This window comes from Streptomyces sp. NBC_00009 (genome assembly GCF_045040855.1).
GTDB classification, from domain to species: domain Bacteria; phylum Actinomycetota; class Actinomycetes; order Streptomycetales; family Streptomycetaceae; genus Streptomyces; species Streptomyces aureus.
Genome location: NZ_CP108312.1, coordinates 6,282,416 through 6,309,230, shown reverse-complemented (window position 1 = coordinate 6,309,230; position 26,815 = coordinate 6,282,416). Strand labels below are relative to the sequence as shown.

General features: G+C 71.1%; 26 protein-coding genes. 11 read left to right on the top strand and 15 right to left on the bottom strand.

The features are described 5' to 3' along the window. Window positions 1-37: 37 nt before the first annotated feature. The 3 genes from OHA58_RS28500 to fabG all read right to left on the bottom strand — a co-directional run bounded on the left by OHA58_RS28500 (window position 38) and on the right by fabG (window position 2,059). The gene (locus OHA58_RS28500) at window positions 38-415 is read right to left on the bottom strand and encodes a hypothetical protein (RefSeq protein WP_405482321.1); all 378 of its coding nucleotides are present in this window, start codon (window positions 413-415) and stop codon (window positions 38-40) included. 154 nt (window positions 416-569) lie between these two features. Continuing rightward, on the bottom strand, window positions 570-1,337 hold the full coding sequence (gene fabI / locus OHA58_RS28495; protein WP_405482320.1) for an enoyl-ACP reductase FabI: 768 nt from the start codon (window positions 1,335-1,337) through the stop codon (window positions 570-572). A 5-nt stretch (window positions 1,338-1,342) separates the two neighbouring features. After that, window positions 1,343-2,059, bottom strand: coding sequence for a 3-oxoacyl-[acyl-carrier-protein] reductase (fabG, locus tag OHA58_RS28490; protein ID WP_116502852.1), 717 nt, complete (start codon window positions 2,057-2,059; stop codon window positions 1,343-1,345). 244 nt (window positions 2,060-2,303) lie between these two features. On the opposite strand from fabG, the gene OHA58_RS28485 reads away from it, so the two are divergent. From OHA58_RS28485 to tyrS, 3 genes are read left to right on the top strand one after another with little or no spacing between them, the layout of a single operon-like run. Beyond that, entirely contained in the window at window positions 2,304-3,827 is a 1,524-nt protein-coding gene (locus tag OHA58_RS28485; RefSeq protein WP_405482319.1) for a TldD/PmbA family protein, read from the top strand. Between the two features lie 5 nt (window positions 3,828-3,832). After that, window positions 3,833-5,227: a metallopeptidase TldD-related protein gene (locus tag OHA58_RS28480; RefSeq protein WP_405485219.1), complete on the top strand. Its 1,395-nt coding sequence runs from the start codon at window positions 3,833-3,835 to the stop codon at window positions 5,225-5,227. Window positions 5,228-5,279: 52 nt separating this feature from the next. Continuing rightward, a complete protein-coding gene (tyrS, locus tag OHA58_RS28475) occupies window positions 5,280-6,548 on the top strand; it encodes a tyrosine--tRNA ligase (RefSeq protein ID WP_405482317.1) in 1,269 nt (422 codons plus the stop codon). 124 nt (window positions 6,549-6,672) lie between these two features. Here tyrS and OHA58_RS28470 read toward each other — a convergent pair whose 3' ends face one another. Next, window positions 6,673-6,948, bottom strand: a complete 276-nt coding sequence (locus OHA58_RS28470) for a GlsB/YeaQ/YmgE family stress response membrane protein (RefSeq protein ID WP_266565814.1) — start codon at window positions 6,946-6,948, stop codon at window positions 6,673-6,675. Between the two features lie 191 nt (window positions 6,949-7,139). On the opposite strand from OHA58_RS28470, the gene OHA58_RS28465 reads away from it, so the two are divergent. Both OHA58_RS28465 and OHA58_RS28460 read left to right on the top strand, forming a co-directional pair. Next, entirely contained in the window at window positions 7,140-7,547 is a 408-nt protein-coding gene (locus OHA58_RS28465) for a DUF3099 domain-containing protein (RefSeq protein ID WP_405482315.1), read from the top strand. A 196-nt stretch (window positions 7,548-7,743) separates the two neighbouring features. Continuing rightward, a complete protein-coding gene (locus OHA58_RS28460) occupies window positions 7,744-7,965 on the top strand; it encodes a hypothetical protein (RefSeq protein WP_206301923.1) in 222 nt (73 codons plus the stop codon). A 9-nt stretch (window positions 7,966-7,974) separates the two neighbouring features. Here OHA58_RS28460 and moaA read toward each other — a convergent pair whose 3' ends face one another. The 3 genes from moaA to OHA58_RS28445 all read right to left on the bottom strand — a co-directional run bounded on the left by moaA (window position 7,975) and on the right by OHA58_RS28445 (window position 11,101). Continuing rightward, entirely contained in the window at window positions 7,975-8,964 is a 990-nt protein-coding gene (gene moaA / locus OHA58_RS28455) for a GTP 3',8-cyclase MoaA (RefSeq protein ID WP_405482313.1), read from the bottom strand. Between the two features lie 143 nt (window positions 8,965-9,107). Next, window positions 9,108-10,736 (bottom strand): cation acetate symporter, encoded by a 1,629-nt coding sequence (locus OHA58_RS28450; protein ID WP_405482311.1) that lies wholly within the window; start codon window positions 10,734-10,736, stop codon window positions 9,108-9,110. Then, window positions 10,733-11,101, bottom strand: a complete 369-nt coding sequence (locus OHA58_RS28445; protein WP_405482310.1) for a DUF485 domain-containing protein — start codon at window positions 11,099-11,101, stop codon at window positions 10,733-10,735. Before OHA58_RS28445 ends, OHA58_RS28450 begins: the two co-directional genes overlap by 4 nt. 335 nt (window positions 11,102-11,436) lie before the next feature. Between OHA58_RS28445 and OHA58_RS28440 the strand changes: the two genes are divergently transcribed. The 4 genes from OHA58_RS28440 to OHA58_RS28425 all read left to right on the top strand — a co-directional run bounded on the left by OHA58_RS28440 (window position 11,437) and on the right by OHA58_RS28425 (window position 17,189). Continuing rightward, the gene (locus tag OHA58_RS28440) at window positions 11,437-12,981 is read left to right on the top strand and encodes a S8 family peptidase (protein WP_405482308.1); all 1,545 of its coding nucleotides are present in this window, start codon (window positions 11,437-11,439) and stop codon (window positions 12,979-12,981) included. Window positions 12,982-13,034: 53 nt separating this feature from the next. Next, on the top strand, window positions 13,035-14,579 hold the full coding sequence (locus tag OHA58_RS28435) for a S8 family serine peptidase (RefSeq protein WP_405482307.1): 1,545 nt from the start codon (window positions 13,035-13,037) through the stop codon (window positions 14,577-14,579). An 87-nt stretch (window positions 14,580-14,666) separates the two neighbouring features. Beyond that, on the top strand, window positions 14,667-16,073 hold the full coding sequence (locus OHA58_RS28430; protein WP_405482306.1) for a CoA transferase: 1,407 nt from the start codon (window positions 14,667-14,669) through the stop codon (window positions 16,071-16,073). Window positions 16,074-16,157: 84 nt separating this feature from the next. Continuing rightward, on the top strand, window positions 16,158-17,189 hold the full coding sequence (locus OHA58_RS28425) for a CopD family protein (RefSeq protein WP_405482305.1): 1,032 nt from the start codon (window positions 16,158-16,160) through the stop codon (window positions 17,187-17,189). 18 nt (window positions 17,190-17,207) lie between these two features. Here OHA58_RS28425 and OHA58_RS28420 read toward each other — a convergent pair whose 3' ends face one another. From OHA58_RS28420 to OHA58_RS28385, 8 genes are all read right to left on the bottom strand, one after another. Further along, window positions 17,208-18,251 (bottom strand): zinc-dependent alcohol dehydrogenase family protein, encoded by a 1,044-nt coding sequence (locus OHA58_RS28420; protein ID WP_405482303.1) that lies wholly within the window; start codon window positions 18,249-18,251, stop codon window positions 17,208-17,210. Between the two features lie 58 nt (window positions 18,252-18,309). Continuing rightward, window positions 18,310-19,035 (bottom strand): lysoplasmalogenase, encoded by a 726-nt coding sequence (locus OHA58_RS28415; RefSeq protein WP_405482301.1) that lies wholly within the window; start codon window positions 19,033-19,035, stop codon window positions 18,310-18,312. Beyond that, entirely contained in the window at window positions 19,032-19,934 is a 903-nt protein-coding gene (locus OHA58_RS28410; protein WP_405482300.1) for a sterol desaturase family protein, read from the bottom strand. Before OHA58_RS28410 ends, OHA58_RS28415 begins: the two co-directional genes overlap by 4 nt. A 124-nt stretch (window positions 19,935-20,058) precedes the next feature. Next, window positions 20,059-20,781: a VIT family protein gene (locus tag OHA58_RS28405; protein ID WP_405482298.1), complete on the bottom strand. Its 723-nt coding sequence runs from the start codon at window positions 20,779-20,781 to the stop codon at window positions 20,059-20,061. A 22-nt stretch (window positions 20,782-20,803) separates the two neighbouring features. Further along, window positions 20,804-22,030 (bottom strand): amidohydrolase family protein, encoded by a 1,227-nt coding sequence (locus OHA58_RS28400; RefSeq protein WP_405482297.1) that lies wholly within the window; start codon window positions 22,028-22,030, stop codon window positions 20,804-20,806. Continuing rightward, on the bottom strand, window positions 22,027-23,310 hold the full coding sequence (locus OHA58_RS28395) for an amidohydrolase family protein (RefSeq protein WP_405482295.1): 1,284 nt from the start codon (window positions 23,308-23,310) through the stop codon (window positions 22,027-22,029). Before OHA58_RS28395 ends, OHA58_RS28400 begins: the two co-directional genes overlap by 4 nt. 10 nt (window positions 23,311-23,320) lie before the next feature. Beyond that, on the bottom strand, window positions 23,321-24,205 hold the full coding sequence (locus OHA58_RS28390) for an SDR family NAD(P)-dependent oxidoreductase (protein ID WP_405482293.1): 885 nt from the start codon (window positions 24,203-24,205) through the stop codon (window positions 23,321-23,323). Further along, on the bottom strand, window positions 24,205-25,002 hold the full coding sequence (locus OHA58_RS28385) for an acetoacetate decarboxylase family protein (RefSeq protein WP_389534583.1): 798 nt from the start codon (window positions 25,000-25,002) through the stop codon (window positions 24,205-24,207). Before OHA58_RS28385 ends, OHA58_RS28390 begins: the two co-directional genes overlap by 1 nt. A gap of 83 nt (window positions 25,003-25,085) precedes the next feature. Between OHA58_RS28385 and OHA58_RS28380 the strand changes: the two genes are divergently transcribed. Then, window positions 25,086-25,715, top strand: coding sequence for a TetR/AcrR family transcriptional regulator (locus OHA58_RS28380; protein ID WP_405482291.1), 630 nt, complete (start codon window positions 25,086-25,088; stop codon window positions 25,713-25,715). 84 nt (window positions 25,716-25,799) lie between these two features. Further along, window positions 25,800-26,795, top strand: a complete 996-nt coding sequence (locus OHA58_RS28375) for a DEDDh family exonuclease (RefSeq protein WP_266565783.1) — start codon at window positions 25,800-25,802, stop codon at window positions 26,793-26,795. Window positions 26,796-26,815 lie beyond the last annotated feature (20 nt).

Here is a 26,815-nt window from a genome sequence, read left to right as displayed (position 1 = left end):
GCCGGCGGCCGGCCTTTGGCTAGCGGTCGATCTTTGGCTAGCGGTCGACCTTGGCGTGACTGATCCAGGCCGAGCGGACCTCTTTCCAGCACCGGCCGGTGAGCCGCACGGTCTCGGCGGCCTCGGCCGGGACCTGCCCGCCGTCGCTGTCTATGTCCCACCAGCGGTCGCACTCGACGTGGAGGCTGACCGCGTCGGTCGCCGGATACGGGTTGTGGCAGTACGCCGTCACGTCCGAACCGGTGACGGTCACCCGGCAGTCCGCTCCGAAGGGCTCTGTCCTGCGGTCGTCCCCGGCGTCGGCCACGCGCGCGTGGGGCGCGGTCCGGGTGGGGTGGGAAGCGGCGTCGTACGGCACCGCGAAGAGGAGTACGAGAGCTGCGAGTACCGGGGCACCGCGCTGGAACAGGCGCACAAGGGGGACCTCCTCGGCCGTACGGGTGAGGGGGAACGAACGCCTTCTCAGCCTGCGTGCTCACCCGGCGCGCCCGCCCGGCCGGTGGGCCATACGGGTGACGCCCCGCTCCCCGCGCGGTGCGGGAAACGGGGCGTCGGCCACGTACGGGTGATCAGGCGCCGATCGCGTGCAGACCGCCGTCGACGTGGATGATCTCGCCGGTGGTCTTCGGGAACCAGTCGCTCAGGAGGGCGACGATGCCCTTGCCGGCCGGCTCCGGGTCCTTGAGGTCCCACTCCAGGGGGGAGCGGTTGTCCCACACGGCGGCCAGGTCGCTGAAGCCCGGGATGGACTTGGCGGCCATCGAGGCGAGCGGGCCCGCGGAGATGAGGTTGCAGCGAATGTTCTGCTTGCCCAGGTCGCGCGCCACGTAGCGGCTGGTGGCCTCGAGGGCGGCCTTGGCCGGGCCCATCCAGTCGTACTGCGGCCAGGCGTACTGGGCGTCGAAGGTGAGGCCGACGACCGAGCCGCCGTTCTGCATCAGCGGCAGGCAGGCCATGGTCAGCGACTTCAGGGAGAAGGCGGAGACGTGCATGGCCGTGGCGACCGACTCGAACGGGGTGTTGAGGAAGTTGCCGCCGAGGGCGTCCTGCGGCGCGAAGCCGATGGAGTGCACGACGCCGTCGAGGCCGCCGAGCTCCTCGCCGACGACCTCGGCGAGGCGGCCGAGGTGCTCGTCGTTGGTGACGTCGAGCTCGATGACCTTGGTGGGCTTGGGGAGCTTCTTGGCGATGCGCTCGGTCAGCGTGGGCCGCGGGAACGCGGTGAGGATGATCTCCGCACCCTGCTCCTGGGCCAGCTTCGCGGCGTGGAAGGCGATGGAGGACTCCATCAGCACACCGGTGATCAGGACGCGCTTGCCCTCGAGAATTCCGCTCATGGTGATCAGTGACCCATGCCCAATCCGCCGTCGACGGGAATGACGGCTCCAGTGATGTACGAGGCGTCGTCCGAGGCGAGGAACCGCACCGTCGCGGCGATCTCCTCGGGCTGCGCGTAGCGGCCGAGGGGCACCTGCTTCACGATGCCCTCGCGCTGCTCGTCGGTGAGCGCCTTGGTCATGTCGGTGTCGACGAAACCGGGCGCCACGACGTTGAAAGTGAGGTTGCGCGACCCGAGCTCACGGGCGAGGGAGCGCGCAAAACCGACCAGACCCGCCTTCGACGCGGCGTAGTTCGCCTGTCCCGCGGAGCCGAGCAGGCCGACCACGGAGGAGATGAGTACGACGCGGCCCTTCTTGGCGCGCAGCATGCCGCGGTTGGCACGCTTCACGACCCGGAAGGTGCCGGTGAGGTTGGTGTCGAGGACCGACGTGAAGTCGTCCTCGGACATGCGCATGAGGAGCTGGTCCTTGGTGACGCCGGCGTTGGCCACGAGGACCTCGACGGGGCCGTGCTTCTCCTCGATCTCCTTGTAGGCCTGCTCCACCTGCTCGCTGTCGGTGATGTCGCACTTGACGGCGAGGAAGCCGGCCTTCTCCAGCTCGGCCGCGTCGCCCGAGCGGTATGTGATCGCGACCTTGTCGCCGGCGTCGGCGAACGCACGGGCGATGGCGAGGCCGATGCCCCGGTTTCCTCCGGTGACGAGAACCGAGCGGCTCAACGGATCACCCTTTCGATAGCGGTCTGGTACCTCGAAAACCTATCGGTACCGCCCTGGATACGGAGAATCGACCACCGACAGTGGCGCCGGACCGTCGCTGTCGGGTCCCTACAGAAAAGTGTGGCCGCGGGGCCCGCCGACGCGACATGATCGGGGCTGACCGGTGCCCGCACCCGGGAGCGGCCGGTGCCCGAGGCTTTTGACAGCGCTGGCGACAGCACCTCCGACAGCAGGGAGAACATCCGTGCCCCATTCGATCGATGAAGCCTTCACGGCGCTGCCGCTGCGGGCCCTCGCCGATGCCGCGCTGGCCCGTGCGCGGGCTCTCGGCGCCGACCACGCGGACTTCCGCCTGGAGCGGGTGCGCAGCGCGGAGCGGCGGCTGCGGGACGCGCGGCCCGCGGGCTCGTCGGACACCACGGACCTCGGGTACGCGGTGCGCGTCGTGCACGGGGGCACATGGGGCTTCGCATCGGGCGTGGATCTGACGATGGACGCGGCCGCGAAGGTGGCGTCGCAGGCCGTCGCGATGGCGAAGCTGTCGGCGCAGGTGATCAAGGCAGCGGGGTCGGACGAGAGGGTGGAGCTGGCCCCCGAGCCGGTGCACGAGGACCGGACGTGGGTGTCCTCGTACGAGATCGATCCGTTCTCGGTGCCGGACGAGGAGAAGGCCGGGCTGCTCGCCGACTGGAGTGGGCGGCTGCTGGGTGCGAACGGCGTCGACCATGTGGACGCCTCGCTGCTCACCGTGCACGAGAACAAGTTCTACGCCGACACGGCGGGGACGGTGACGACGCAGCAGCGGGTGCGGCTGCATCCGCAGCTGACGGCGGTCGCCGTGGACGGTTCGAGCGGCGAGTTCGATTCGATGCGGACGCTTGCGCCGCCGGTGGGCCGGGGCTGGGAGTACCTCACCGGGACCGGCTGGGACTGGGACCGCGAGCTGGCCGAGATCCCGGAGCTGCTTGCCGAGAAGATGCGGGCGCCCAGCGTCGAGGCGGGCCTGTACGACCTCGTGGTCAACCCGTCCAACCTGTGGCTGACCATCCACGAGTCGATCGGCCACGCGACGGAGCTGGACCGGGCGCTCGGCTACGAGGCGGCGTACGCGGGCACGTCCTTCGCCACGTTCGACCAGCTCGGCAAGCTCAGGTACGGCTCCGAGATCATGAACGTGACGGGTGACCGCACCGCCGAGCACGGCCTCGCGACCATCGGGTACGACGACGAGGGCGTGGCCGGGCAGTCCTGGGACCTGGTCAGGGACGGGACGCTCGTCGGCTATCAGCTGGACCGCCGCATCGCGAAGCTGACGGGCTTCGACCGGTCGAACGGCTGCGCGTACGCGGACTCTCCCAGCCATGTGCCCGTCCAGCGCATGGCGAACGTGTCGCTCCAGCCGGACCCGGGCGGCCTGTCGACCGAGGACCTGATCGGGGGCGTCGACCGCGGGATCTACGTCGTCGGCGACCGTTCCTGGTCGATCGACATGCAGCGCTACAACTTCCAGTTCACGGGGCAGCGGTTCTACCGCATCGAGAACGGCCGGCTCGCGGGGCAGCTGCGCGATGTCGCCTACCAGGCCACGACCACCGACTTCTGGGGTTCGATGGCTGCGGTCGGCGGCCCGCAGACGTACGTACTGGGCGGCGCGTTCAACTGCGGAAAGGCCCAGCCGGGCCAGGTCGCGGCGGTGTCGCACGGCTGCCCGTCCGCCCTCTTCAAGGGCGTGAACATTCTGAACACCACGCAGGAGGCCGGGCGATGAGTTCTATGAGTCCCCGTACGAACAAGCCGCACGAGATCGTCGAGCGTGCCCTCGAACTGTCCACGGCCGACGGCTGCGTGGTCATCGCCGACGAGCAGTCCACCGCCAATCTGCGCTGGGCGGGCAACGCGCTCACGACGAACGGGGTCACGCGCGGGCGCACCCTCACGGTCATCGCGACCGTCGACGGCAAGGAGGGCACGGCCTCCGGGGTCGTCTCCCGGTCGGCCGTGACCACGGACGACCTCGAACCGCTGGTGCGGGCCGCCGAGGCCGCCGCCCGGGGCGCGGCGCCCGCCGAGGACGCCGGGCCGCTGGTCTCCGGAGTGCCGCACTCCCCCGACTTCACGGACGCGCCCGCCGAGACCTCGTCGGCCGTCTTCGCGGACTTCGCCCCGGCCCTGGGCGAGTCGTTCGCCCGCGCCCACGCGGGAGGCCGCGAGCTGTACGGCTTCGCCAACCACGAGCTCGTCTCCAGCTATCTCGGTACGTCGACGGGCCTGCGCCTGCGGCACGACCAGCCGAACGGGACGCTGGAGGTGAACGCCAAGTCCCCGGACCGGACGCGCTCGGCCTGGGCGGGGCGCTCGACGCGCGACTTCAAGGACGTCGACCCGGGCGCGCTCGACGCCGAGCTGGCGCAGCGCCTCGACTGGGCGCGCCGCCGCATCGAGCTGCCCGCGGGCCGTTACGAGACGCTGCTGCCGCCGACCGCGGTCGCCGACCTGCTGATCTACCAGCTGTGGTCGTCCGCGGCCCGGGACGCCGCCGAGGGCCGGACCGTCTTCAGCAGGCCGGGCGGCGGCACGCGCGTCGGCGAGCGGCTGACCGAGCTCCCGCTGACGCTGCGCAGCGACCCGAACGAGCCGGGCCTGGAGTCGGCGCCGTTCGTCCTCGCGCACGCCTCGGGCGACAGCGCCTCCGTGTTCGACAACGGGCTGCCGCTGACGGCGACGGACTGGGTGCGCGAGGGCGAGCTGGCCCATCTGACGACAACCCGGCACAGCGCGGGCCTCACCGGTCTCCCGGTGGCGCCGGCGATCGACAACCTGATCCTGGACGGGGGCGAGGACCGTTCCCTGGACGAGATGGTCGCGGCCACCGGGCGCGGGCTGCTCCTGACCTGCCTCTGGTACATCCGCGAGGTCGATCCGGCGACGCTGCTGCTGACCGGTCTGACCCGGGACGGGGTGTACCTCGTGGAGGACGGCGAGGTCGTGGGCGAGGTGAACAACTTCCGGTTCAACGAGTCGCCCGTCGACCTGCTGGGGCGCGCGGTGGAGGCCGGGCGGACGGAAAAGACGCTGCCCAGGGAGTGGAGCGACTGGTTCACTAGGGCTGCGATGCCGGCCCTGCGGGTGCCGGACTTCAACATGAGCTCGGTCAGCCAGGGCGTATGACCCCGTAACCTGGTCGGGCAGCATCCAAGTCATCCAAGGAGATACGAGAACCGTGACGGACATCGTCGACGAACTTCAGTGGCGCGGCCTGCTGGCCCTGTCCACTGACGAGGACGCATTGCGCAAGGCGTTCGCGGACGGTCCCATCACGTTCTATTGCGGGTTCGACCCGACCGCGCCGAGTCTCCACCTCGGCAACCTGGTCCAGATCCTCACCATGCGCCGCATCCAACTCGCGGGGAACCTCCCGCTGGGCCTGGTCGGCGGGGCCACCGGCCTGATCGGCGACCCGAAGCCGAACGCCGAGCGGACGCTGAACGCCCCGGAGACGGTGGCGCTGTGGGTCGAGCGGCTGCGCGGGCAGATCGAGCGGTTCCTCGACTTCGAGGGCCCGTACGCCGCCCGCATGGTCAACAACCTGGACTGGACCTCGGGTCTGTCGGCGATCGACTTCCTGCGGGACATCGGCAAGTACTTCCGGGTCAACAAGATGATCGCCAAGGAGGCCGTCTCCCGACGGCTCAATTCCGACGCGGGCATCAGCTACACCGAGTTCAGCTACCAGATCCTCCAGGGCATGGACTTCATGCAGCTGAACCGTCGGTACGGCTGCACGCTGCAGACCGGCGGCAGCGACCAGTGGGGAAACCTCACCGCGGGCACCGACCTGATCCACCGGGTCGAGCCGGAGGCGTCGGTGCACGCGCTGGCCACCCCGTTGATCACCAAGGCGGACGGCACCAAGTTCGGCAAGACGGAGTCCGGCACGGTCTGGCTCGACGCCGAGCTGACCACCCCGTACGCCTTCTACCAGTTCTGGCTGAACGCCGACGACCGCGATGTGTCCAAGTTCCTGCGGATCTTCAGCTTCAAGTCCCGTGAGGAGATCGAGGACCTGGAGCGGCAGACCGAGGAGCGGCCGCAGGCGCGGACCGCTCAGCGGGCCCTGGCCGAGGAGCTGACGACGCTGGTGCACGGCGCCGACCAGTGCGCCGCCGTCATCGCCGCGTCCAAGGCGCTGTTCGGGCAGGGTGACCTGGGCGAGCTGGACGAGGCGACCCTCGAGGCCGCCCTGTCCGAGCTGCCGCACGCGAAGGTCGACGCGCTCGGCCCGGTCGTGGACCTGCTCGCCGAGGTCGGTCTCGTGGCGAGCAAGTCGGCCGCGCGGCGCACCGTGAAGGAGGGCGGCGCGTACGTGAACAACGTGAAGGTCGCTGCCGAGGACGCAGTGCCGGCCACGGACGAGCTGCTGCACGGGCGCTGGCTCGTGCTGCGCCGCGGCAAGAAGAACCTGGCGGCGATCGAGGTCGTCAGCGCCTGAGCGCACAGCTTCTGAACACGCTCTGAGACAGCCGGAAGGGCGGTCACGCACCTGGTGCGTGACCGCCCTTCCGGCTGTCTCGGAGCCGGCTGTCTCGGAGCCGGCTGTCTCGGAGCCGGCTGTCTCAGACGCGCTGTTTGTCGCGCCGCAGGGCCACCCAGGCCATGTCTCCCAGCCACACGATGAGCACGGCTCCGGCCAGTTGGAGCAGGTGGCGGGTCCAGTCGATGCCCTTGGTGTCGTTGACGCCGATCCAGGTGGCGACCGAGTTGCCCAGCACGCTGCCGATGATTCCGAAGATCACGGTCAGCCACAGAGGGATCTGCTGCTTGCCCGGCAGGATCGCCTTCGCGATCAGTCCGAGCACCAGACCCACGATGATCGCCCACAACCAGCTCATGTCGTCGCCTCCTCTGTGGCGCGCTGTGCGCATCTGCGCCCAGTCTCGGCTTATCCGCCATACAGCGCATGTCGGGCGCACCCGTACGCGCTACGGCGCAGCGAGTACGCACAGGCCGGGCCCGCCCCGGTCTCGAACGCGGAGGAAGCCGGGCGTACCGTGGAGACAGTCCGGACCGGGGAGAGTCCGGCATGGCAGGCAGGCGGTGGAATGCGATGCGGAAGCAGAGCAGCGGCGAGGTCTTCCGGATCACCGGGGCGAGGCAGAGTCTCGCCGACGACGTCCGCGGCAGGCAGCGCCGCTATGTCATCTCGATGTCGGTCCGCACCCTCGCCGTGATCCTCGGCGTGGCCCTGTGGGACGTCGAACGCCCGGTGGCGATCGCGGCCCTGGTGCTCGGTCTGCTGCTCCCCTACGTCGCCGTGGTGATCGCCAACGCGGGCCGGGAGAACGTCCCTTCACTGCCGTCAACCTTCGTGTCCCCGCCGGTGCGGCCGATGCTCACGCCGCCCGCGACCACCCCGGCGGAATCCGATCCGGAGGACAACGCCGGAGCGAACGACGAGGAGCGGCTTGATCACTTGGGTGACCGCAGCTGACCACCGGCGATCCGCAAAGCTCAAGAAAAGCTCAGATCAATCATGTAGTTCCGGTGCCGGGCGGCCGGTCCCCCATGACATACTTCGTACGCGCTCCGCATCCCCCGTCGGAGCGACGGACCGACGCCGGGCAGCTCCCCCCGTGGCTGCTCGGCGTCGCCTTTGTTTGGGCGCGTATGTGTTTGGGGCGGTACCTGTGAGTGACGAAAACCCGATCTGTTCCGCCAAGGGCTGCCGCGTCGACGCGGTCTGGGTGCTCGCCTGGAACAACCCGAAGCTGCACACGCCGGAGCGGCGCAAGACGTGGCTCGCGTGCGACGAACACCGCGAGCATCTCTCCCAGTTCCTCGGTGTGCGCGGCTTCCTGAAGGACGTCGTCGCGCTGAAGGACTGGGAGTCCGGGGACCACGAGGGCTGAGGCCCCGGGTCAGCCGCCGATCGCGGACATCGGGCGCTCGGGCTGGAGGAACGTCGGGTCGTCGAGGCCGGAGCCGGCCTTCTTGCCCCACATGGCGAGCTTCCAGATGCGGGCGATCTCGTCGTCCCCGCTGTCCGAGCGCAGGGCCGCGCGCAGGTCCGTCTCCTCGCTGGCGAACAGACAGGTGCGCACCTGTCCGTCGGCGGTGAGCCGGGTGCGGTCGCAGGCCGAGCAGAACGGGCGGGTGACGGAGGCGATGACGCCGACGCGCTGCGGTCCGCCGTCCACCAGCCAGCGCTCGGCGGGGGCGGAGCCCCGCTCGCCGGAGCCTTCGGCCGTGAGGGCGAAGCGCGTGCGCAGGGACGCGAGAATGTCACCGGCGGTGATCATGCCGTCGCGCTTCCAGCCGTGCTGGGCGTCCAGCGGCATCTGCTCGATGAAGCGCAGCTCGTAGTCGTGCTCGACGGCCCAGGCCAGGAGTTCGGGTGCCTCGTCGTCGTTCAGCCCCGGCATCAGCACGGAGTTCACCTTGACGGGGGTGAGGCCGGCTTCGCTTGCGGCTTCGAGGCCGGCGATGACGTCCTTGTGGCGGTCGCGCCGGGTGAGGGTCTTGAAGACGTCGGGGCGCAGGGTGTCCAGCGAGACGTTGACCCGGTCGAGGCCGGCCTGCTTGAGAGCGGCGGCGGTGCGCTTGAGTCCGATCCCGTTCGTCGTCAGGGACATCTGGGGGCGGGGCTCCAACTGGGCCACGCGCTCCACGATGCCGACGAGGCCGGGGCGCAGCAGGGGCTCGCCGCCGGTGAACCTGACCTCCGTGATGCCGAGCTGGGTGACGGCGATCCGGATGAGCCGGACGATCTCGTCGTCCGTGAGCAGATCAGGCTTGGCCAGCCACTGGAGGCCCTCTTCGGGCATGCAGTACGTACACCGGAGATTGCACCGGTCGGTCAGCGAGACGCGGAGGTCTGTAGCCACTCGGCCATAAGTGTCGATCAGCACGTGGCCCCCTCTCCGATGCGGATCTGATAGTGCGAGCCTACGTGATGGGTCTGACATGAGCAGGCTCCGGATCCCACGGGAGCGGGACGGCCGCCTCGTAGATCCATACGAGGATCTGCGAGGCGGCCGTCCGAATCCCGAGGTCAGTGGGCTCCCGTACCGGTGAGGGAGCGGACTTCGAGCTCCGCGTACTTGCCGGCGTCCGCCTTCTCCTTGGACAGGACGGTGCCGAGCCAGCCGAGCAGGAAACCGACCGGGATCGAGATGATGCCCGGGTTCTCCAGCGGGAACCAGTGGAAGTCGACGCCCTTGAACATGGACGTCTTCGGGTTGCCGGAGACGACCGGCGAGAACAGCACCAGGAAGACCGCCGCGAAGAGGCCTCCGTAGATCGACCAGAGCGCGCCCTGGGTGGTGAAGCGCTTCCAGAAGAGGCTGTAGAGGATCGTCGGCAGGTTCGCGGAGGCGGCGACCGCGAAGGCCAGCGCGACCAGGCCGGCCACGTTCAGGTCACGGGCGAGGGCGCCGAGGCCGATGGAGACGACGCCGATGAAGACGGTCGCCCAGCGGGCCGCCTTCATCTCCTGCTTCTCGGAGGCCTTGCCCTTCTTGATGACGTTCGCGTAGATGTCGTGCGCGAACGAGGAGGACGAGGCGAGGGTCAGGCCCGCGACGACCGCGAGGATCGTGGCGAAGGCGACCGCCGAGATCGTCGCGAGGAGGATCGCGCCCCACGACGAGTCGACCCCGCCGAGGTGGAGGGCGAGCAGCGGCGCCGCGGTGTTGCCCGCCGGGTTGGACGCGATGATCTCTTCCGGCTTGATGAGGGCGGCGGCGCCGAAGCCGAGCGCGATCGTCATCAGGTAGAAGGCGCCGATGATGCCGATCGCCCAGTTCACGGACTTACGGGCGGCCTTGGCGGTGGGAACCGTGTAGAAGCGGATCAGGATGTGCGGCAGTCCCGCGGTGCCGAGGACGAGCGCGATGCCGAGCGAGATGAAGTCGATCTTCGACGTCGACGTGGCGCCGTACTTGAGTCCGGGCTCCAGGAACGCGGCGCCCGTTCCGCTGTTGGACGCCGCCTTGCCGAGCAGGTCGGAGATGTTGAAGTTGAACTTCAGGAGGACCAGGAAGGTGAGCAGGAGCGTGCCCGCGATCAGGAGCACGGCCTTGACCATCTGGACCCAGGTGGTGCCCTTCATGCCGCCGATGGTGACGTACACGATCATCAGAAGGCCGACGAGGGCGACGATGCCGACCTTGCCCGCGTCGGACGTGATGCCGAGGAGCAGCGAGACGAGGACGCCCGCGCCCGCCATCTGCGCGAGCAGGTAGAAGATCGAGACGACGATCGTGGAGGTGCCGGCGGCGGTGCGGACCGGGCGCTGGCGCATCCGGTAGGCGAGGACGTCGCCCATCGTGTAGCGGCCGGAGTTGCGCAGCGGCTCGGCGACCAGGAGCAGGGCGACGAGCCAGGCGACGAGGAAGCCGATGGAGTAGAGGAAGCCGTCGTAGCCGAAGAGGGCGATGGCGCCGGCGATGCCGAGGAACGAGGCCGCGGACATGTAGTCGCCGGAGACGGCGAGTCCGTTCTGGAAGCCGGTGAACTGGCGCCCGCCCGCGTAGAAGTCGGAGGCGTTCTTCGTCTGGCGGCCCGCCCAGACGGTGATCACCAGGGTGGCGAGGACGAACACCGCGAACAGGGAGATGATCAGCGGCCGGTGCTCGCTCGCCTCACCCACGGCGAGTACCTGCGTGACTGCGGGGCTCATGCGCCGCCCTCCATCCGGGACTTGATCGCCTCGGCCTTGGGGTCGAGCTTGGTGGCGGCGTGGCGGGAGTACCACCAGGCGATGAGGAACGTGGTCAGGAACTGGGCGAGGCCGAGGACCAACGCGACGTTGATGTTGCCGAAGAGCTTGGTGCCCATGAAGTCGCCCGCGTAGTTCGAAAGCAGTACGTACAGCAGGTACCAGGCGATGAAGGCGACGGTCAGCGGGAAGGCGAACGAGCGGTGCACGTGGCGCAGTTCGGCGAACTCCGCGCTCTCCTGCTCCGCGATGAATTCCTCCGTGGAGGGCGGTGCGGGACGGGTGTCGGGTCCGCCCTTCGACGGTGGCGGGGCATCGGTGGCCACGGAGTCTCCTCGCGGTGCGGGTGCGGCGGGTGAAACGGACATGTGGTTCTCAGACCTCACAGTGATCTGGATCACCTGGGCCGGGAGGCGATGGTAGGGCTACCCGGCGTGATCCGACAGGGGGCGGGGATCGTGCGCATGCCCCCTGCTCAACGTCACGGGGGCACGCGCGCGCCGGTTCAACTGCGTTGCCCGGTCATGCGCTTTCTTTGGGATTTCATTGCTGGCCTGCGAGGACCCGGGATACGTTCACCCGAGCACCACGCGTCATGTACCTGCCCGGGCACCAACTGTGTTCGGGCTTTTCCATATACGACGGATGATGTGGAGATCCCATGGCTCATCTGCGCTCCAGACGCCGGCTGGCGCTCACCCTGCCGCTCGGCCTCGCGCTTACCGCCTCCCTCGGCTTCCTGCCCGGCGCCGCGTCGGCCGCACCCGCCGACTCCCCCGCCGCCACGGCCGGTTCGGCCACCGCCGACGCCGGGGCACTCGCGTACGTCGTGAACACCAGGACGGACGACCGCACCCTCGCGTCCGTGAAGAAGGCGATCGCCGAGGCCGGCGGGACCGTCGTCGTCTCGTACGACCGGATCGGCGTGATCGTCGTCCACGCGTCGAACCCCGACTTCGGCCGGCAGATCCGCGCCGTCAAGGGGGTGCAGTCGGCGGGCGCCACGCGTACGTCCCCGCTGGTCGCCGCCGGCACCACGGACGAGGGCGCCGCCCAGGTCCTGTCGAAGGCGCAGGCCAAGTCCCTGGCCGCGCAGGCCACTTCGGGCGCCGAGCCGCTCGAGGCCGACCAGTGGGACCTGCGGGCGATCGGCGCCGACAAGGCCGCGAAGATCAACCCGGGCAGCCGCGACGTCACTGTCGGTGTCATCGACACCGGCGTCGACGACACCCACCCCGACCTCGCCCCGAACTTCTCCGCCTCGCAGTCCGCGAACTGTGTCGGCGGCAAGGCGGACACCTCGCCCGGCGCGTGGCGCCCCTACGACCCGGCCGAGGACTACCACGGCACGCACGTCGCCGGTGAGATAGCCGCGGCCCGCAACGGCATAGGTGTCGCCGGGGTCGCTCCCGGCGTGAAGGTCGCGGGCATCAAGGTCAGTGACCCCAACGACGGCCTCTTCTACCCGGAGAACGTGGTCTGCGCCTTCGTGTTCGCCGCCGACCACGGCGTCGAGGTCACCAACAACAGCTATTACGTGGACCCTTGGCTCTACAACTGCATGGGCGACCCGGACCAGAAGGCCATCGTCGACGCGGTGAACCGGGCCCAGCTGTACGCCCAGAAGAAGGGCACCGTGAACCTGGCCTCCGCGGGCAACTCGGGTGATGACCTCGACTCCGACGCGATCGTCGACGACTCCAGCCCCGATGACGCGACGCCGGTCAGCCGCACCATCGACCCGCACGAGTGCTTCGACGTGCCGACGCAGCTGCCGGGCGTCGTCACCGTCAGCGCCACCGGGGTGACGAACGCCAAGTCGTACTACTCCAGCTACGGCAAGGGCGTCATCGACATCGCGGCCCCGGGCGGCGACAAGTACGTGAGCCCCTCGGACACCCCGTCCAGGAACGGCCGCATCCTGTCCACGATGCCGGGCGGCCAGTACGGCTTCCTCCAGGGCACGTCGATGGCGTCCCCGCACGCCGCCGGTGTGGTCGCCCTCCTGAAGTCGACGCACCCGAAGGCCACCCCGGCGCAGCTCCAGGCCCTCCTCAAGGCGCAGGCCGACAACCCGGGCTGCCCGGACAAGCCGTACGACTGGGACGGCGACGGCAAGGTCGACGCGACCTGCGCGGGCGGCAGCCGCGTCAACGGCTTCTACGGCTTCGGCATCGTCGACGCGCTCGACGCCGTCAAGAAGTGACGGTCCCGCCCCACCGCATGCGCCCCCGAACCGCAACGAACTCTGGAGACACCATGACGGCGCCTCTCGCGCGCTCCCGCACCTTCCGCCGCTCCATAGCCGTCCCCGCCGGGATGGCCATGGCCACGGCCCTCGCGTTCCTGCCGAACGTGTCCGCCTCGGCCGCCGACCGGGCCCCGCATGCGGCCCCGGCGGCCGCCACGGACGGCCCCTCGCTCAGCTATGTGGTCAACGTGCGTTCCGGACAGGGCACTTCGGCCGCCGTGCAGAAGGAGATCACCAAGGCCGGCGGCACCGTCGTCATCGCGTACGACAAGATCGGTGTCATCGTCGCGCACTCCTCGAACCCGGACTTCGCGAAGACGATCCGCAAGGCCCGCGGGGTCGACTCGGCGGGTGCCACGCGCACCGCGCCGCTGCCCGCCCAGTCCACGGCCGACCTCGGCACGCCGAAGGCGCTGACCGCCGCCCAGCTGGCGGCCACGGCCGGTCAGGCCGCCACCGGACAGGACCCGCTGGAGCCGTTGCAGTGGGACCTGCCCGCCATCAAGGCGGACAAGGCGCACGAGAAGTCGCTCGGCAGCAGGAACGTCACCGTCGCCGTGATCGACACCGGCGTCGACGACACCCACCCGGACATCGCGCCGAACTTCGACCGCGGCGCGTCCGCGAACTGTGTCTCGGGCAAGCCGGACACGACGGACGGCTCCTGGCGTCCCAGCGCCTCGGAGAGCCCGCACGGCACGCATGTCGCAGGTGAGATCGCGGGCGCCAAGAACGGCGTCGGCATCACGGGTGTCGCGCCCGGTGTGAAGGTCTCGGGCATCAAGGTGGGCAACCCGGACGGCTTCTTCTACACGGAGGCCGTGGTGTGCGGCTTCGTGTTCGCGGCCGAGCACGGCGTCGACGTCACCAACAACAGCTATTACACCGACCCCTGGTACTTCAACTGCACGGACGACCCGGACCAGAAGGCCCTGGTGAAGGCCGTCGCGCGGGCCTCGCAGTACGCGGAGAAGAAGGGTGCCGTGAACGTCGCGGCGGCGGGCAACGAGAACTACGACCTCGCCTCCGACGAGATCACCGACCCGTCGAGCCCGAACGACACGACCCCGGGCGACCGGGTCGTCGACCCGTCCAAGTGCTTCGACATCCCGACGCAGCTGCCGGGCGTCGTCACGACCGCGGCGACCGGGGCGAAGGGCCTCAAGTCGTCGTTCTCCAACTACGGTCAGGGCACCATCGACATCGCGGCCCCCGGCGGCGACTCGACGGCCTACCAGAGGCCGGCGCCGCCCGCCGTGAGCGGCCTGATCCTCGGCCCGCTGCCCGGCGGCAAGTGGGGCTACATGGCCGGTACGTCGATGGCGTCCCCGCACGTCGCCGGCGTCGCCGCGCTGATCAAGTCGACGCACCCGCACGCCTCCGCGGCGGCCGTGAAGGCGCTCCTGTACACGCAGGCCGACGCCACGCCGTGCACCGACCCGTACGACATCGACGGCGACGGCAAGGTCGACGCGGTGTGCGAGGGCGGCAAGAACAAGAACGGCTTCTACGGGCACGGCATCGCCGACGCCCTGGACGCGGTGACCAAGTAGCCGCGTAGGCATGGCAGTTCAGGTGGGCCGGGCGGCTGCGTCCGGCCCACCTGTGTCGTTCCGGAGGCCGTGCGCGATAGTGCCTGCATGACACATGCACCGGTGGGTGAGGGAACGCGGGCGGCCTGGGCGGCGCTCGGCGGCGACCCGGCCCTGACCTCGCACATCGCGTCCGTAGTAAGGGAAGGGGCGCTGCACGCGCGGCTGCCCGTGATCGACCTGGCACGCGCGTGCGTGGGCGCGTGCTCGCTGGCCGCGGCCGAGCTGGCAGCCCGGCGCACCGGACGGCCCGTACCCCGCGTCGTCCTCGACGACGGCGCCCTGGCCACCGCGTTCGTCAGCGAACGGCATCTGCTGATCGACGGGCGGGCGACGGTCAACTTCGCGCCGCTGTCCCGGTTCTGGCGCACGGCGGACGGGTGGCTGCGCACCCACGCCAACTATCCGCACCACCGGGCACGGCTCCTGGCCGCGCTCGGGCTCGCCGACGACGCGTCCGTGGAGCGGGTCGCCGCGCTGCTCGCGGAGCGGTCGGCCGCCGAGGTCGAGGAGACCGTGTACGCCGCCGGGGGCCTGGCCGTCGCCCTGCGCACCATGGAGGAATGGGCCGCGCACCCTCAGGCAGTGGCGATCGCCGGGCGGCCGCTGCTCGACCGGGAGCGGCTCGACAAGGCGGCGCCCCGGTCGCTGCCCCCGCTCACGGGCGACCCGCTGCTGCCCGCGTCCGGCCTTCGCGTCCTCGACCTGACGCGGGTCACCGGCGGTCCCGTCGCCACGCGCACCCTCGCGCTGTTCGGCGCGGACGTGCTGCGCGTCGACGCCCCGCAGCTGCCGGAGGATCCGGAGGCGCACGCGGACACGGGGTTCGGGAAGCGGTCCACGCGGCTCGATCTGACGGGCGCGGCGGACCGGCGCGCCTTCGAGGACCTCCTCGCGGGCGCGGACGTCGTCGTGACCGGTTACCGGCCCGGCGCGCTCGACCGGTTCGGCCTCGCCCCCGAGGCGCTGGCCGCCCGCAGGCCGGGGCTCGTGGTGGCGCAGCTGTCCGCGTGGGGTGCGTACGGGCCGTGGGGCGAGCGGCGCGGCTTCGACAGCGTGGTGCAGGTGGCCACGGGCATCGCGGCCGTCGAGGGGTCCGGGGAGCGGCCGGGGGCGCTGCCCGCGCAGGCCCTGGACCACGGCACGGGCTATCTCCTGGCGGCGGCCGTGCTGCGCGCCGTCACGGAGCAGCTGGACGAGGGCGGCACGCGCGCGCTGCGGCTGGCACTCGCCCGGACCGCACACTGGCTGACACGGGAGCTCCCGCACGGGCCCACCGCGTCCACGGAGACGTACGACCCCCAGGACCCGGCGCGCTGGCTCACGGAGACCGACAGTCCCGCGGGCCGGCTGCGGCACGCGCTGCCGTCGGCCGGCTTCACCGGAGGGCCCGTCAACTGGGCGCACCCGTCCGGGCTTTGGGGTGTCGACTCGCCCGAGTGGCGGCAGGACTGAAGTCGGCCGCTCAGGCGGAATGACACTGCGTCAGTTGTTTTCCTGGACTTGCCCGGATCTGTCACACCTGGTGAAGATCTCGTGGTGAGTTCCATACGACCGACCACCGAGGCGCCCGCCCCCGGCGGGGACGACCCCGCCCTTCCCGCCCGACGGCCCGCCACCATGCGGGCCGTCCTTGTGCTCGTCCTCGTGGCCGCGGCCGCGGTGATCCCCCTGCTCGGGCCCTCCGCCGCCCTTGACGGCACGGGAGAGGCAGCGGCGCCCGGGGTCACCGGTGTGGCGCTCCTTCGGACGGTCCTGTTCGCCGCCCTCTGCGTACAGGCGGGCGAGGTGTTCGCGGCGCGGCTGGCCCGGCAGGTGCCCGGGGCGCCGTCCGTGGACGGGCCGCGCAGCTGGTCGGCGTACGCGCCCTGGGCGGGCTTCCTGGCCGCGCTGGGACTGGCGTCGATCGTGGCGAACGGCAACCTCGTGCCGCACGCGCTCTCCGACCTGGACATCGCCGGGCTCTACGGGACCAGGGACGGCACCCTCGCCCTCCTTGAGGTCAACGCCTTCGTGGCGGCGGCCCTGTGCGCCCGTTCGCGCCGCCCGGCGACCGCGCTCGCGCCGCTGGCCGCCGTCGTGGTGGCCGAGGCGCTGCGCGCCCACCCGCCGGCCGAGCACACGGCGTATCTGGGCTCGGCCCTGACCGTCGTCCATCTGACGTGTGCCGCGCTGTGGGTGGGCGGTCTGCTGCACGTCCTGCGGACGCTGCGCCGCTGGCGGACGACGGCGCCCGAGGCGGGAGCCGCGCTGCTGGGGCTCTACGCGCGCGTGGCGGCCGTCCTGCTCGCCGCCATCACGGCGACCGGTGTGTGCAGCACGCTGCGCCGGATGCCCGTGAGCACCGTCCTCGACCAGCTGGTGACGACGGCCTACGGGCGCACCCTGCTGGCGAAGGTGATCCTCGTGGCCGTCGTCTCCGTGTTCGCGCTGACCGCGCGGGCGCGGCTGCGCCACGGCGACCTGAGGGCCGCGTACGTGCCCGCGCGCGCGGAGGTGGCCGCCTTGGGCGTGGTGGTCGCGGTGTCGGCCGTCCTGACCGCGCTGCCGCTCCCGATCCGCTGGTCGTGAACCCCCGCGCGCAGAGGGTCAGTTCGTGACGAGCACCTTGAGCGCGGTGCGCTGGTCCATCGCCTTGTAGCCGTCGGGGACGCCTTCGAGGCCGACGGTCAGGTCGAAGACGGGCGACGGGTCGATCGTGCCGTCGAGGATGTCGGGCAGCAGCTGCGGGATGTACGTGCGCACGGGCGCGACGCCGCCGCGCAGGGCGATGTTCCGGTCGAACATGACGCTCAGGTCGAGACCGGTGCCGCTGCCGTGCGGCACGCCGACGAAGCCGATGGCGCCGCCGTCGCGGGTGATGTTCACGGCCGTGCTCATGGACTGCTCGGTCCCGACGGCCTCGATCACGGCGTGGGCGCCCTGGCCGCGGGTCAGCTCACGGACGGCCTCGATCGCCGCGTCACCGCGCTCGGCGACGACGTCGGTGGCGCCGAAGCGGCGCGCGATGTCGGTACGGACCTGGTGGCGGCCGAGCGCGATGATCCGCTCGGCGCCGAGCCGCTTGGCCGCGAGGACCGCGCACAGGCCGACGGCGCCGTCACCCACGACGGCGACCGTGGCGCCCGCGCGCGCACCCGCGCCGAGCGCGGCGTGGTGGCCGGTGCCCATGACGTCGGAGAGCGTGAGCAGCGCGGACAGGAGGTGCTCGTCGGAGGCGGCGTCGGCGGGCAGCTGGACGAGGGTGCCGTCCGCGTACGGGACGCGGACCGCTTCTCCCTGGCCGCCGTCGTAACCGACCGCGCCCCAGAAGCCGCCGTGCTCGCAGGAGGTGGTGAGGCCCTCGGTGCAGTAGTCGCAGACCCCGTCCGACCACATGAAGGGGGCGACGACCAGGTCACCGCGCCGGACGCCGGTCACGTCGGAGCCGGTCTCCTCGACGATGCCGAGGAACTCGTGTCCGATGCGCTGGCCGGGCTGACGTGCCGCCTCACCGCGGTACGCCCACAGGTCGCTGCCGCAGATGCAGGCCCGCAGGACCCTGACGACGGCGTCGGTGGGGAGCTGGACGACGGGCTCCGGCACGTCCTCCACGCGCATGTCGAACGGGGCATGGATGGTGGTGGCGCGCATGAGTGGGGGTCCTTCGTGCTGGTCACAGGCGCCGCTGACGGATCGCGTGCGGGGCGCCTCAGGTGGTGGTCGTGCGCCTTTCACGGTACGCCGCCACCGGGACCGCCCGCGCGTCGAGGGGGTGTCCGAGCACGCCGCGCGTGAGCAGGTACTGGGCGGCGAGGTAGGTGAGCATCACCCAGAAGTCGGGCCGAGGGAGCTGTGGCCAGTCGGCGACGCCGGTCGCGATGAGGGTGTCCGACAGCAGGAAGAGTGCGCCGCCCCATCCCGCCGTGGCGCCCAGGCGCGAGGAGCCGTACGCCATGGCGGTCAGGAGCAGGCTGTAACCGGCGACGGGCCCGCGCATGTCGGCCGGCAGGTCGGGCCACAGGAGCGCCACGGTCGTCACGAGCGCGATGCCGTACGCGGCCGCGAGCAGGGCGCCACGCGCGCGTGGCGTGCCCGCGCGCTTGAAGAGCACGAGGTAGCAGACGTGTCCGGCGGCGAAGGACCCCATGCCCGCGAGGAACGCGATGTCGGCGTCGAAGAGCAGCAGCACGTCGCCGCCCCACCCGAGGAGCAGCGCGGCGGTCAGGAGCCGGGGGCCGCCTCTCACGGCGACGTACGCGGCGAGCAGCGGCATGAGGAGCGGCTTGGCGGCGGTGTGCACGCCGTCGGTCCCGGCGAGCAGGGCGATCAGGTCGACGGCGGACGCCAGGGCGAAGGCGGCGAGCAGGAGCCGTGCCGCGCGCTCACGGGCGGGGACCGGCGCCTGACCGGGCGCCGGGGCCGGAGTCGGCGTCACGCGGCGCCCTCGGCTGCCTTCTCGGTGGTCTGGCCCGCAGCGGGGGCCGGGACCGGCGTGGGCGCGTCCTTCGGCTGCCACCCCGGCCCGCCGAACACCCGGCCGCCGCGCTCGCGCCAGCTGCCGGCCGCCTTCACGTCCCTGGCGATGGCCGCGTACTCATGCGTGGCGACCCGCAGCGGGTTGTACGTGCTGATGTTCTTGGTCAGGCCGAACACCGGGCGCTCGACCTCGGGCACGAAGGACCCGAAGAGGCGGTCCCAGACGATGAGGATGCCGCCGAAGTTGCGGTCCAGGTAGCCGCCCTGGGAGGCGTGGTGGACGCGGTGGTGGGAGGGCGTGTTGAGGACGAACTCGAAGGCGCGGGGCAGCTTGTCGATGCGCTCGGTGTGGATCCAGAACTGGTAGACGAGGTTCACCGACGAGCAGAAGGCGAGCGCGGCCGGGTGCACGCCGCACGCGATGAGCGGCAGGTAGAACGGCCACACCGTCAGGCTCGTCCACGGCTGGCGCAGCGCGGTCGACAGGTTGAACTTGCGGCTGGAGTGGTGCACGACGTGGCAGGCCCACAGGATGCGGATGACGTGGTGCCCGCGGTGCGACCAGTAGTAGAAGAAGTCCTGCGCGAGGAGCATCAGCGGGATCGTCCACCACAGGATCGGCACGCGCAGCGGCGTCAGCTCGTAGACCGCCGTGTAGATCGCGACGATCGGGATCTTCCACAGGAAGTCGAAGACGAGGCTGCCGAGCCCCATGCCGATGCTCGTCGCGGCGTCCTTGGTCTCGTAGCCTGCGGCGTCGTCATCGGGATGGATGCGTACGCTCACGATCTCGACGACGGTGAGCAGCACGAAGGCCGGGATCGACCAGAGCACGACATCGGGCAGGTTCGGCGACATGCCTGCACCGTAGAGCCGCGGACGGGCCACGGCTAGACGGTGTTACCGACAAGTATTACCTGCGGTACGACGCTCGTTGTTGGTGCCTTCCCCCATTGATCTCCGCCGGTTCCCGCGCGTTCGCTCAGACACCGGCCGCCCCCAGGAGCGACCCCGCCCCGTACGTCACGGCCATCGCGAGCGCCCCGCCCGCCATGTTCCGCCACACCGCGGGCCGCACCGCCGCCGACCCCATCCGGGCGCTGCTCCAGCCGGTGAGGGCGAGCGCCCCGAGCACGGAGACCACGGTGACGGGCAGCCGCCAGGCGCTGGGCGGCAGGACGATCGCGAGCAGCGGCAGCAGCGCGCCCACGGTGAAGGCGAGGAAGCTCGCCCAGGCCGCGTGCCACGGGTTGGTGAGGTCGTCGGGGTCGATACCGAGCTCCACGCGCGCGTGCGCCCGCAGCGCGTCACGCGAGGTGAGCTGCTCTGCGGCCTCCCGCGCCACCTCGGGGCTGAGCCCTCGGTCCTCGAGCAGCCCCGTCAGCTCCACGAGTTCGGCTTCCGGGTACTCGCGCAGCTCCCGCTTCTCCTGGGCGAGCGCCGCCTTCTGCGAGTCGCGCTGCGTGGACACGGAGACGTACTCCCCCGCGGCCATCGACATGGAGCCGGCGAGCAGCCCGGCGAGGCCCGCCGTCAGGAGCGTGCTGCGGTCATCGGTGGCGCCGGCCACGCCGACGACCAGCCCGGCGGTGGACACCACGCCGTCGTTGGCGCCGAGCACGGCGGCGCGCAGCCAGTTGAGCCGCGCTCCGAGCGCGCCGCCGTGGGACTCCTCGTGCGGTGCGTCCTGCACATCGTCAGTCACCCGACGAGCATCGCACCGTCGGTCACCAGATCCGGACCGACCCTCCCCGGGCGAACACCGGACTTGTCGCGTCCTTCGGCGCCTCGTCGAGGGGTTCGTCCAGTTCCTGGACGGTCGGTCCGACGCGGGCCGCGATCGGGTCGAGCAGGCTGAGGTCGAAGCCGTAGACGCGGGCCGTGTTGCCGCCGACCATCGCGGCGACCTCGTCGCGCGGCAGCCCCGCGTACGCGATCCGCAGCCCTTCGCGCGTGTACGGGTAGGTGCCCTCGTCGTGCGGGTAGTCGCTGCCCCACATGATCTTGTCGAGGCCGATGCGGTCGCGCAGCGGCACCTCGTGCGGGCGCATGAAGCTGGCCCCCACGTAGCAGTTCTCGCGCCACACTTCGGACGGCCCCTTGCCCATCGAATCGGCCAGCCCCGCACCGAACTTGGACTCCGCCGTGTTCGCCCGCGTCGCCGCGGCCACCAGGCGCCCGTGGTAGTAGTCCAGCATGTCCAGGACCCCGGGGATCCAGCCCGAGCCCTGCTCGGTGAGGACCAGCTTCAGGCCGGGGTGACGGCGGAACGCGCCGCCGAACACCAGGTGCCACAGGGCCCGGTGCGAGAACCACGTCGTCTCCACCATGAACACGGCGCGCGCGGCCGGTTCGTCACCGAGCGGCGGGGACGCCGAGCCCGCGTGGTGGTTGACCGGCACGCCGAGCTCGGCGCAGGTCGCCCAGATCGGGTCGTACGCGGCCGAGTACAGCTCGGGCAGGCCCGAGCCGGGCGGTGTGCCGGGCAGCAGCAGCCCGCCCGTGAGCCCGGCGGCCGCGGCCCACCTGATCTCCTTGACGGCCTCGTCGACGTCGTTGAGGAGGATCTGGAAGACGCCCGCCCTGCGCCCCGGGGCGGCGGCGCAGAAGTCGGCGAGCCAGCGGTTGTGGGCGCGCAGCCCCGCCCAGCGCCGCGTGAACTCCTCGCGCGTCGGGGCCGGGGCCATCAGGGACGCGGACGGGAAGAACGGCGGGATCGTGTTCGGGAAGACGACCTCCGCGACGATCCCGTCCTGTTCGAGCTCGGCGATGCGCCGGTCCGAGTTCCAGTTCCGGTCCGCGGTGTCCGCGAGCAGGTCGGCGTACGGATTGACGTAGCTCGCCGCCCACGCGTCGAACGCGTCGTGGTGGCGGGACTCCAAGTAGGGCCGGTAGTCGAGGAGATCGGCTCCCGCGTGGCAGTCCGCGGAGATCACGGTGTAGCGCTCGCTCATGAGGTCACCCCCAGGGTGGGGAAGTCGTGATCGGTCAGCCAGTGGCGGCCCACCTCGCGCGAGCGCGCCCAGGAGGCCTCGACGGCCGACTGGTCGGCGTCCTGGCCGAGTTCGGCGGGGGTCGGGCCGATGCGGGCGGCCAGCGGGGCCAGTTTCTCCGTGTCGAATCCGAAGACCTCGGCGGCGGCGAGCCCCAGCATGCGCCGGGTCTCCGCCACCGGGATGTCGTGGAAGGTCTTCTTCAGCCACGCGCGCGTGTCGGGCCAGGTGCCCTCGGGGTGCGGGAAGTCGCTGCCCCAGAGGATGTTGTCGACGCCGATCTCGTAGCGCTGGGCGAGTTCGCGGCGCTTGGTGTTGGTGGCACAGATGAACACCTGGCGGTCCAGGTACTCGTGCGGGGAGCGTTTCAGCTCCGCGAACGGCGAGAGCTTCTTGCCGCCGTGCGCGCCCAGGTAGAGGCGGTCCATGAACCACAGCAGGTTGGGCAGCCACCAGCAGCCCGACTCCGCGACGCCGAACTTCAGGCCCGGGTGGCGCTCGAAGACACCCGACCAGAGCATGAACCACAGCGGCCGTGCGGGCCACCACGTCACTTCGGAGACATAGATCCCGAGATGGTCGCCGTACTCGTGGCGGGGCGCCGCCCCGGAGTGCGTGACCACGGGCATCGCGCACTCCGCAGCCGCGGCCCACACGGGGTCGTAACGCCGGTCGTGGTAGGGCGCCTTGTCGACCCACATGGAGGGGATCATCAGCGCGCCGAGCCCCGACTCCTTGGCCCGGTGGACCTCTGCGACGGCGCGGTCCACCTCACCTGTTATGGGCAACAGGGCGACCCCGCAGTGCCGTTCGGGGTGTTCGGACACGAAGTCGGCGAGCCAGCGGTTGTGTGCCTGGGCGCCCGCCATGCCGAGCTCCGGGTCCTGGTCACCGGAGAGCCCGAGCCCCACGCCGAAGGGCGCGGCCGTCTGGCTGTCCACGGCGTCCGCGTCGGGGAAGACGACCTCGGCGGCCACCCCGTCGCCGTCCAGCTCCTTGAGGCGCTGCGCGGTGTCCCAACCACCGCGCAGGCCTTCTGAGTTGTCGGCGAACCATTTGGCGGCGAACGCGTCGTTGCGGATGCCGAGCCGCGTCGCCTCCTCGCGGCGGGCGCCCCGCTCGCCGAGGAACTCGTCGAAGGCGCGGTGGAAACGGCTGTCCAGATAAGGCCGGTACTCCTCGGTGGGCAGCCCGGCGTGGCAGTCGGAGGAGATGATCAGGTAGGGATCCTGGTCGGTCATCACATGCCCTTCAGTCCAGAATGAAGCTCTCCAGGTACGCCGGGTTCGCGCGTTCCAGCATCGAGGCGGACCTGGCCTTGATCTGCCGGTCGCTGTGCTCGCTCTGCGGCAGCAGCCAGAAGCGGCCGGCCGCGATGCCTTCGGCGACGAAGTCCGCGACCTCCTCGACCGGCGTGAACTCCACCTCCTGGCCCGCCTCCTTCATCGCGGACTCCCACTGGCCGAGGCTGCGGTACGGGGTCCTGCGCGGCCTCTCCTTGGCGTACCGCTCGGGCCGGTTGCGGTGCGACTCCCACAGCCCGGTGCGCAGCATGTGGGGTCCGGGGAAGAGCACGGAGGCGCCCACGCGCGCGTGCTCCGCCTTCAGGTGCGCGTACAGGGACTCGGTCATCGTCACGACGGCCGCCTTGGTGACCGCGTACACGGAGGCGGTGGGCAGCGGGGCGATACCGCCGTCGCCGGAGGACGTGTTGACGACGTGGCCGGGCGCGCCGCCCTCGATCATGCGCGGCACGAAGGCCTGGATGCCGTGGAAGACGCCCCACACGTTGACCTCGAAGGCCCACTTCCAGTCGTTCGGTTCGTGCTGCCACATGCGGCCCTCGGCTCCCGAGCCGACGCCCGCGTTGTTGCACAGGACATGGACGGCGCCGAACTTCTCGTACGCAGCGTCCGCGAGGGCGAAGACCTGTCCTCGGTCGCCGACGTCGACCACGCGCGCGTGCACGGTGGCACCGTCCTCGCGCAGGCCGGCGGCGGCCTTCTCCAGGGCGGACTCCTCGACGTCCGCGAGCACGACCTTCAGGCCGTCCGCCGCGAACCGCCGTGCCATCGCGAGGCCGATGCCGCTCGCCGCGCCCGTGACGACGGCGACCTGTCCCGCCTCCAGCCGCATCAGACGCTCCCCTCGGGCGGCCCATCGAGGATCTGCTGCGGGTCGTCGTAGCGCTGGTGGATGTACGGCAGCAGGGCCTGCGCGCTGACGCGTTCGACGACCCTTCCCTTCTGGTCGGTCGTCTTCTCGCCGATGGTGAGCTCGACGACGGCGCGCACCGGAAGGTCGGCGACCGGGTCGTACATCGACTCCCGCAGGACCACGTCCCCGGTGATCCGCTCCAGCTTGCGGACCTTCTCGTTGCGCAGGCAGTGCACGAGCACCGGCTCCATGTCGAAGCCCGAACCGTCCACCGCGGGAAGGAACTTGAAGTAGAAGTCCGTCTTGAGCGCCGGCTCCGGCAGGGGCAGGGCGCCGCTCACCGCGCCGCGCACCTCCACGAAGGCGATGCCGTGCCGGGCGAGTGCCGCGCGCACCACGAGACCGTCGCGCTCGACGCTCACCTCTCCGAGCTTCTTGGGCTCGCCGAAGACCTCACGGCCGCCGATCAGGGCGCGCTCGTGCGTCATCGGCATGACGAGCGGATACCAGCCCTCGACGCCGCCGTGCTCGGCGGCGACGGCGACCGAGCCGGCGCCCAGGGGGTAGCCGGGCAGGTCGACCTTGCTGATGTTGGCCCGCACCAGCGGGCGTTCGGTGGGCTTGAGCGGGGGCGGAAGTACCGCGGCGACCGCGTCCGGGTCGCTCTCCCAGACGGCCACCACCCCCGTGGACCAGATGTCGGGGAGCTTCGAGCTCGCGGTGCGCGCGGCGGAGATCTCCGCCTCCGTGCGTGCTCCGTATCGAATGCGTGCCATGTCGTACCACCCTTCGTCGGCGCGGACTTGCGTGGACGGGCGTGCACTTGCGGATGCTCTGTAACACAGTTACAACAGCTTCCGTGAAGGGTAAAGACACGCGCACACATCTCGACAGGGAACAGGTCCTCGCCGCCGCCGCGAAGCTGGTGAAACAGCAGGGTCCGCAGTCCCTGACGATGCGCAAGCTCGCCGCCGAGCTCGGCACCGCCGTCACCTCGATCTACTGGCACGTCGGCAACCGCGAGTCGCTGCTCGAAGCCCTCGTCGAGCGCACCGTCGCCGACCTCGGGGAGATCCGCCCCCGCGGCGCCACACCGGAGCAGCGCGTCGCCTCCGTCGCCCGCGCCCTGCGCCGGCAGCTGCGCGACCATCCGCACCTCGTCGCGATGGTCCACGAACGCGGCCTGACCGAGCGGATGTTCCTGCCCGCACAACAGGTCCTCGTGCGCGAGGTGCACGCCGCGGGCCTGCGCGGGACCCGCGCCGCCGGGGTCGTACGGGCGGTGCAGTTCCATGTCGTCGGCCATGTCCTGGTGGAGCGTCAACGCGAGCGCGCGCCCGTGCAGCGGCCCGGCGAGGACGAGCTGTGGGGCGCGCGGACTGCGGAGGGCGACGCCACCCTGGCCCGCGCGCTCAGCCTTCCGGCCGACCCGGAGAAGGTGTTCGACGCCTCCGTCAGGGCTCTGGTGTCAGGCCTGTTGCGGACATAACGGACGTAGCCGCGGGGCGCGGTGAGCGGTGGCGCGCGGACCGGGCGACAGAGGTGTCAGTCGCGGCCCGTATCCTCATGGACCATGCTCGAAGACCAGACGACCGCCGCGTCCGCCGCTCCTTGGCCGGCCGCGTATCCGCAGGGATACGCGGTCGTCGACGTGGAGACCACCGGCCTCTCCCGGGACGACCGGATAATCTCCGCAGCCGTCTACCGGCTCGACGCGCGGGGCGAGGTCGAGGACCACTGGTACACGCTGGTCAACCCCGAGCGTGACCCGGGCCCCGTCTGGATCCACGGCCTGACGAACGACGTACTCGAAGGCGCACCGCTCTTCAAGGACATCGCCGAGGAGTTCGCGACCCGGCTCGACGGCCGCGTGCTCGTCGCCCACAACGCGGTCTTCGACTGGTCGATGATCGCCCGGGAGTACGCCCGGGCGGAGCGCACCGCCCCCGTCCGCCAGCGCCTGTGCACCATCGCGCTGTCCAAGGAACTCGGCCTCCCCCTGCCCAACCACAAGCTGGAGTCCCTCGCCGCGCACTTCGGCGTCGTCCAGCGCAACGCGCACCACGCGCTCGACGACGCGCGCGTGCTCGCCGAGGCGTTCCGGCCGAGCCTGCGGGCCGCCGCGAGCGGCGGGGTGCGGCTGCCCCTGCTCGAGTGCAGGCCGCTCACGGAGTGGACGGACGGCGCGGCGCGCATCGGCCGCCAGGGCTCGGCCCCGTCGTCGTCCTCGTACGGGGGCGGCGGGACGTGGCGCCCGTCGCGCAAGCGGCAGCCGTGCCCGTACCCGAACCCCGGACGGTACGAACCGGGCAAACAGCTCAAGCAGGGCATGCGGGTGGCGTTCTCCGGAGACACCTCGGTGGACCGCGAACTCCTGGAGGACCGCGCCGTCGAGGCCGGGCTGCACATCGCGACGAGCCTGTCCCGGCTCACCAGCGTCCTCGTCACGAACGACCCCGACTCGTACACGTCGAAGGCCGTCAAGGCGAAGCAGTACGGGACACCGGTCATCGACGAGGCGGCCTTCGGGCAGCTCCTGCGGGACGTGGCCCCGGCGTCAGACGGGTGATTGCGCGGCGACTCGCCCGC

Coding starts and splice junctions, on each gene's coding strand:
- OHA58_RS28435 (WP_405482307.1), top strand. CDS start 13,035: ATGACGGCGCCTCTCGCGCGCTCCCGCACCTTCCGCCGCTCCATAGCC.
- OHA58_RS28400 (WP_405482297.1), bottom strand. CDS start 22,030: ATGAGCGAGCGCTACACCGTGATCTCCGCGGACTGCCACGCGGGAGCC.
- OHA58_RS28430 (WP_405482306.1), top strand. CDS start 14,667: ATGACACATGCACCGGTGGGTGAGGGAACGCGGGCGGCCTGGGCGGCG.
- OHA58_RS28410 (WP_405482300.1), bottom strand. CDS start 19,934: ATGTCGCCGAACCTGCCCGATGTCGTGCTCTGGTCGATCCCGGCCTTC.
- OHA58_RS28470 (WP_266565814.1), bottom strand. CDS start 6,948: ATGAGCTGGTTGTGGGCGATCATCGTGGGTCTGGTGCTCGGACTGATC.
- OHA58_RS28450 (WP_405482311.1), bottom strand. CDS start 10,736: ATGAGCCCCGCAGTCACGCAGGTACTCGCCGTGGGTGAGGCGAGCGAG.
- OHA58_RS28385 (WP_389534583.1), bottom strand. CDS start 25,002: ATGGCACGCATTCGATACGGAGCACGCACGGAGGCGGAGATCTCCGCC.
- OHA58_RS28465 (WP_405482315.1), top strand. CDS start 7,140: ATGGCAGGCAGGCGGTGGAATGCGATGCGGAAGCAGAGCAGCGGCGAG.
- OHA58_RS28395 (WP_405482295.1), bottom strand. CDS start 23,310: ATGACCGACCAGGATCCCTACCTGATCATCTCCTCCGACTGCCACGCC.
- OHA58_RS28390 (WP_405482293.1), bottom strand. CDS start 24,205: ATGCGGCTGGAGGCGGGACAGGTCGCCGTCGTCACGGGCGCGGCGAGC.
- OHA58_RS28440 (WP_405482308.1), top strand. CDS start 11,437: ATGGCTCATCTGCGCTCCAGACGCCGGCTGGCGCTCACCCTGCCGCTC.
- OHA58_RS28375 (WP_266565783.1), top strand. CDS start 25,800: ATGCTCGAAGACCAGACGACCGCCGCGTCCGCCGCTCCTTGGCCGGCC.
- fabI (WP_405482320.1), bottom strand. CDS start 1,337: ATGAGCGGAATTCTCGAGGGCAAGCGCGTCCTGATCACCGGTGTGCTG.
- OHA58_RS28420 (WP_405482303.1), bottom strand. CDS start 18,251: ATGCGCGCCACCACCATCCATGCCCCGTTCGACATGCGCGTGGAGGAC.
- OHA58_RS28480 (WP_405485219.1), top strand. CDS start 3,833: ATGAGTCCCCGTACGAACAAGCCGCACGAGATCGTCGAGCGTGCCCTC.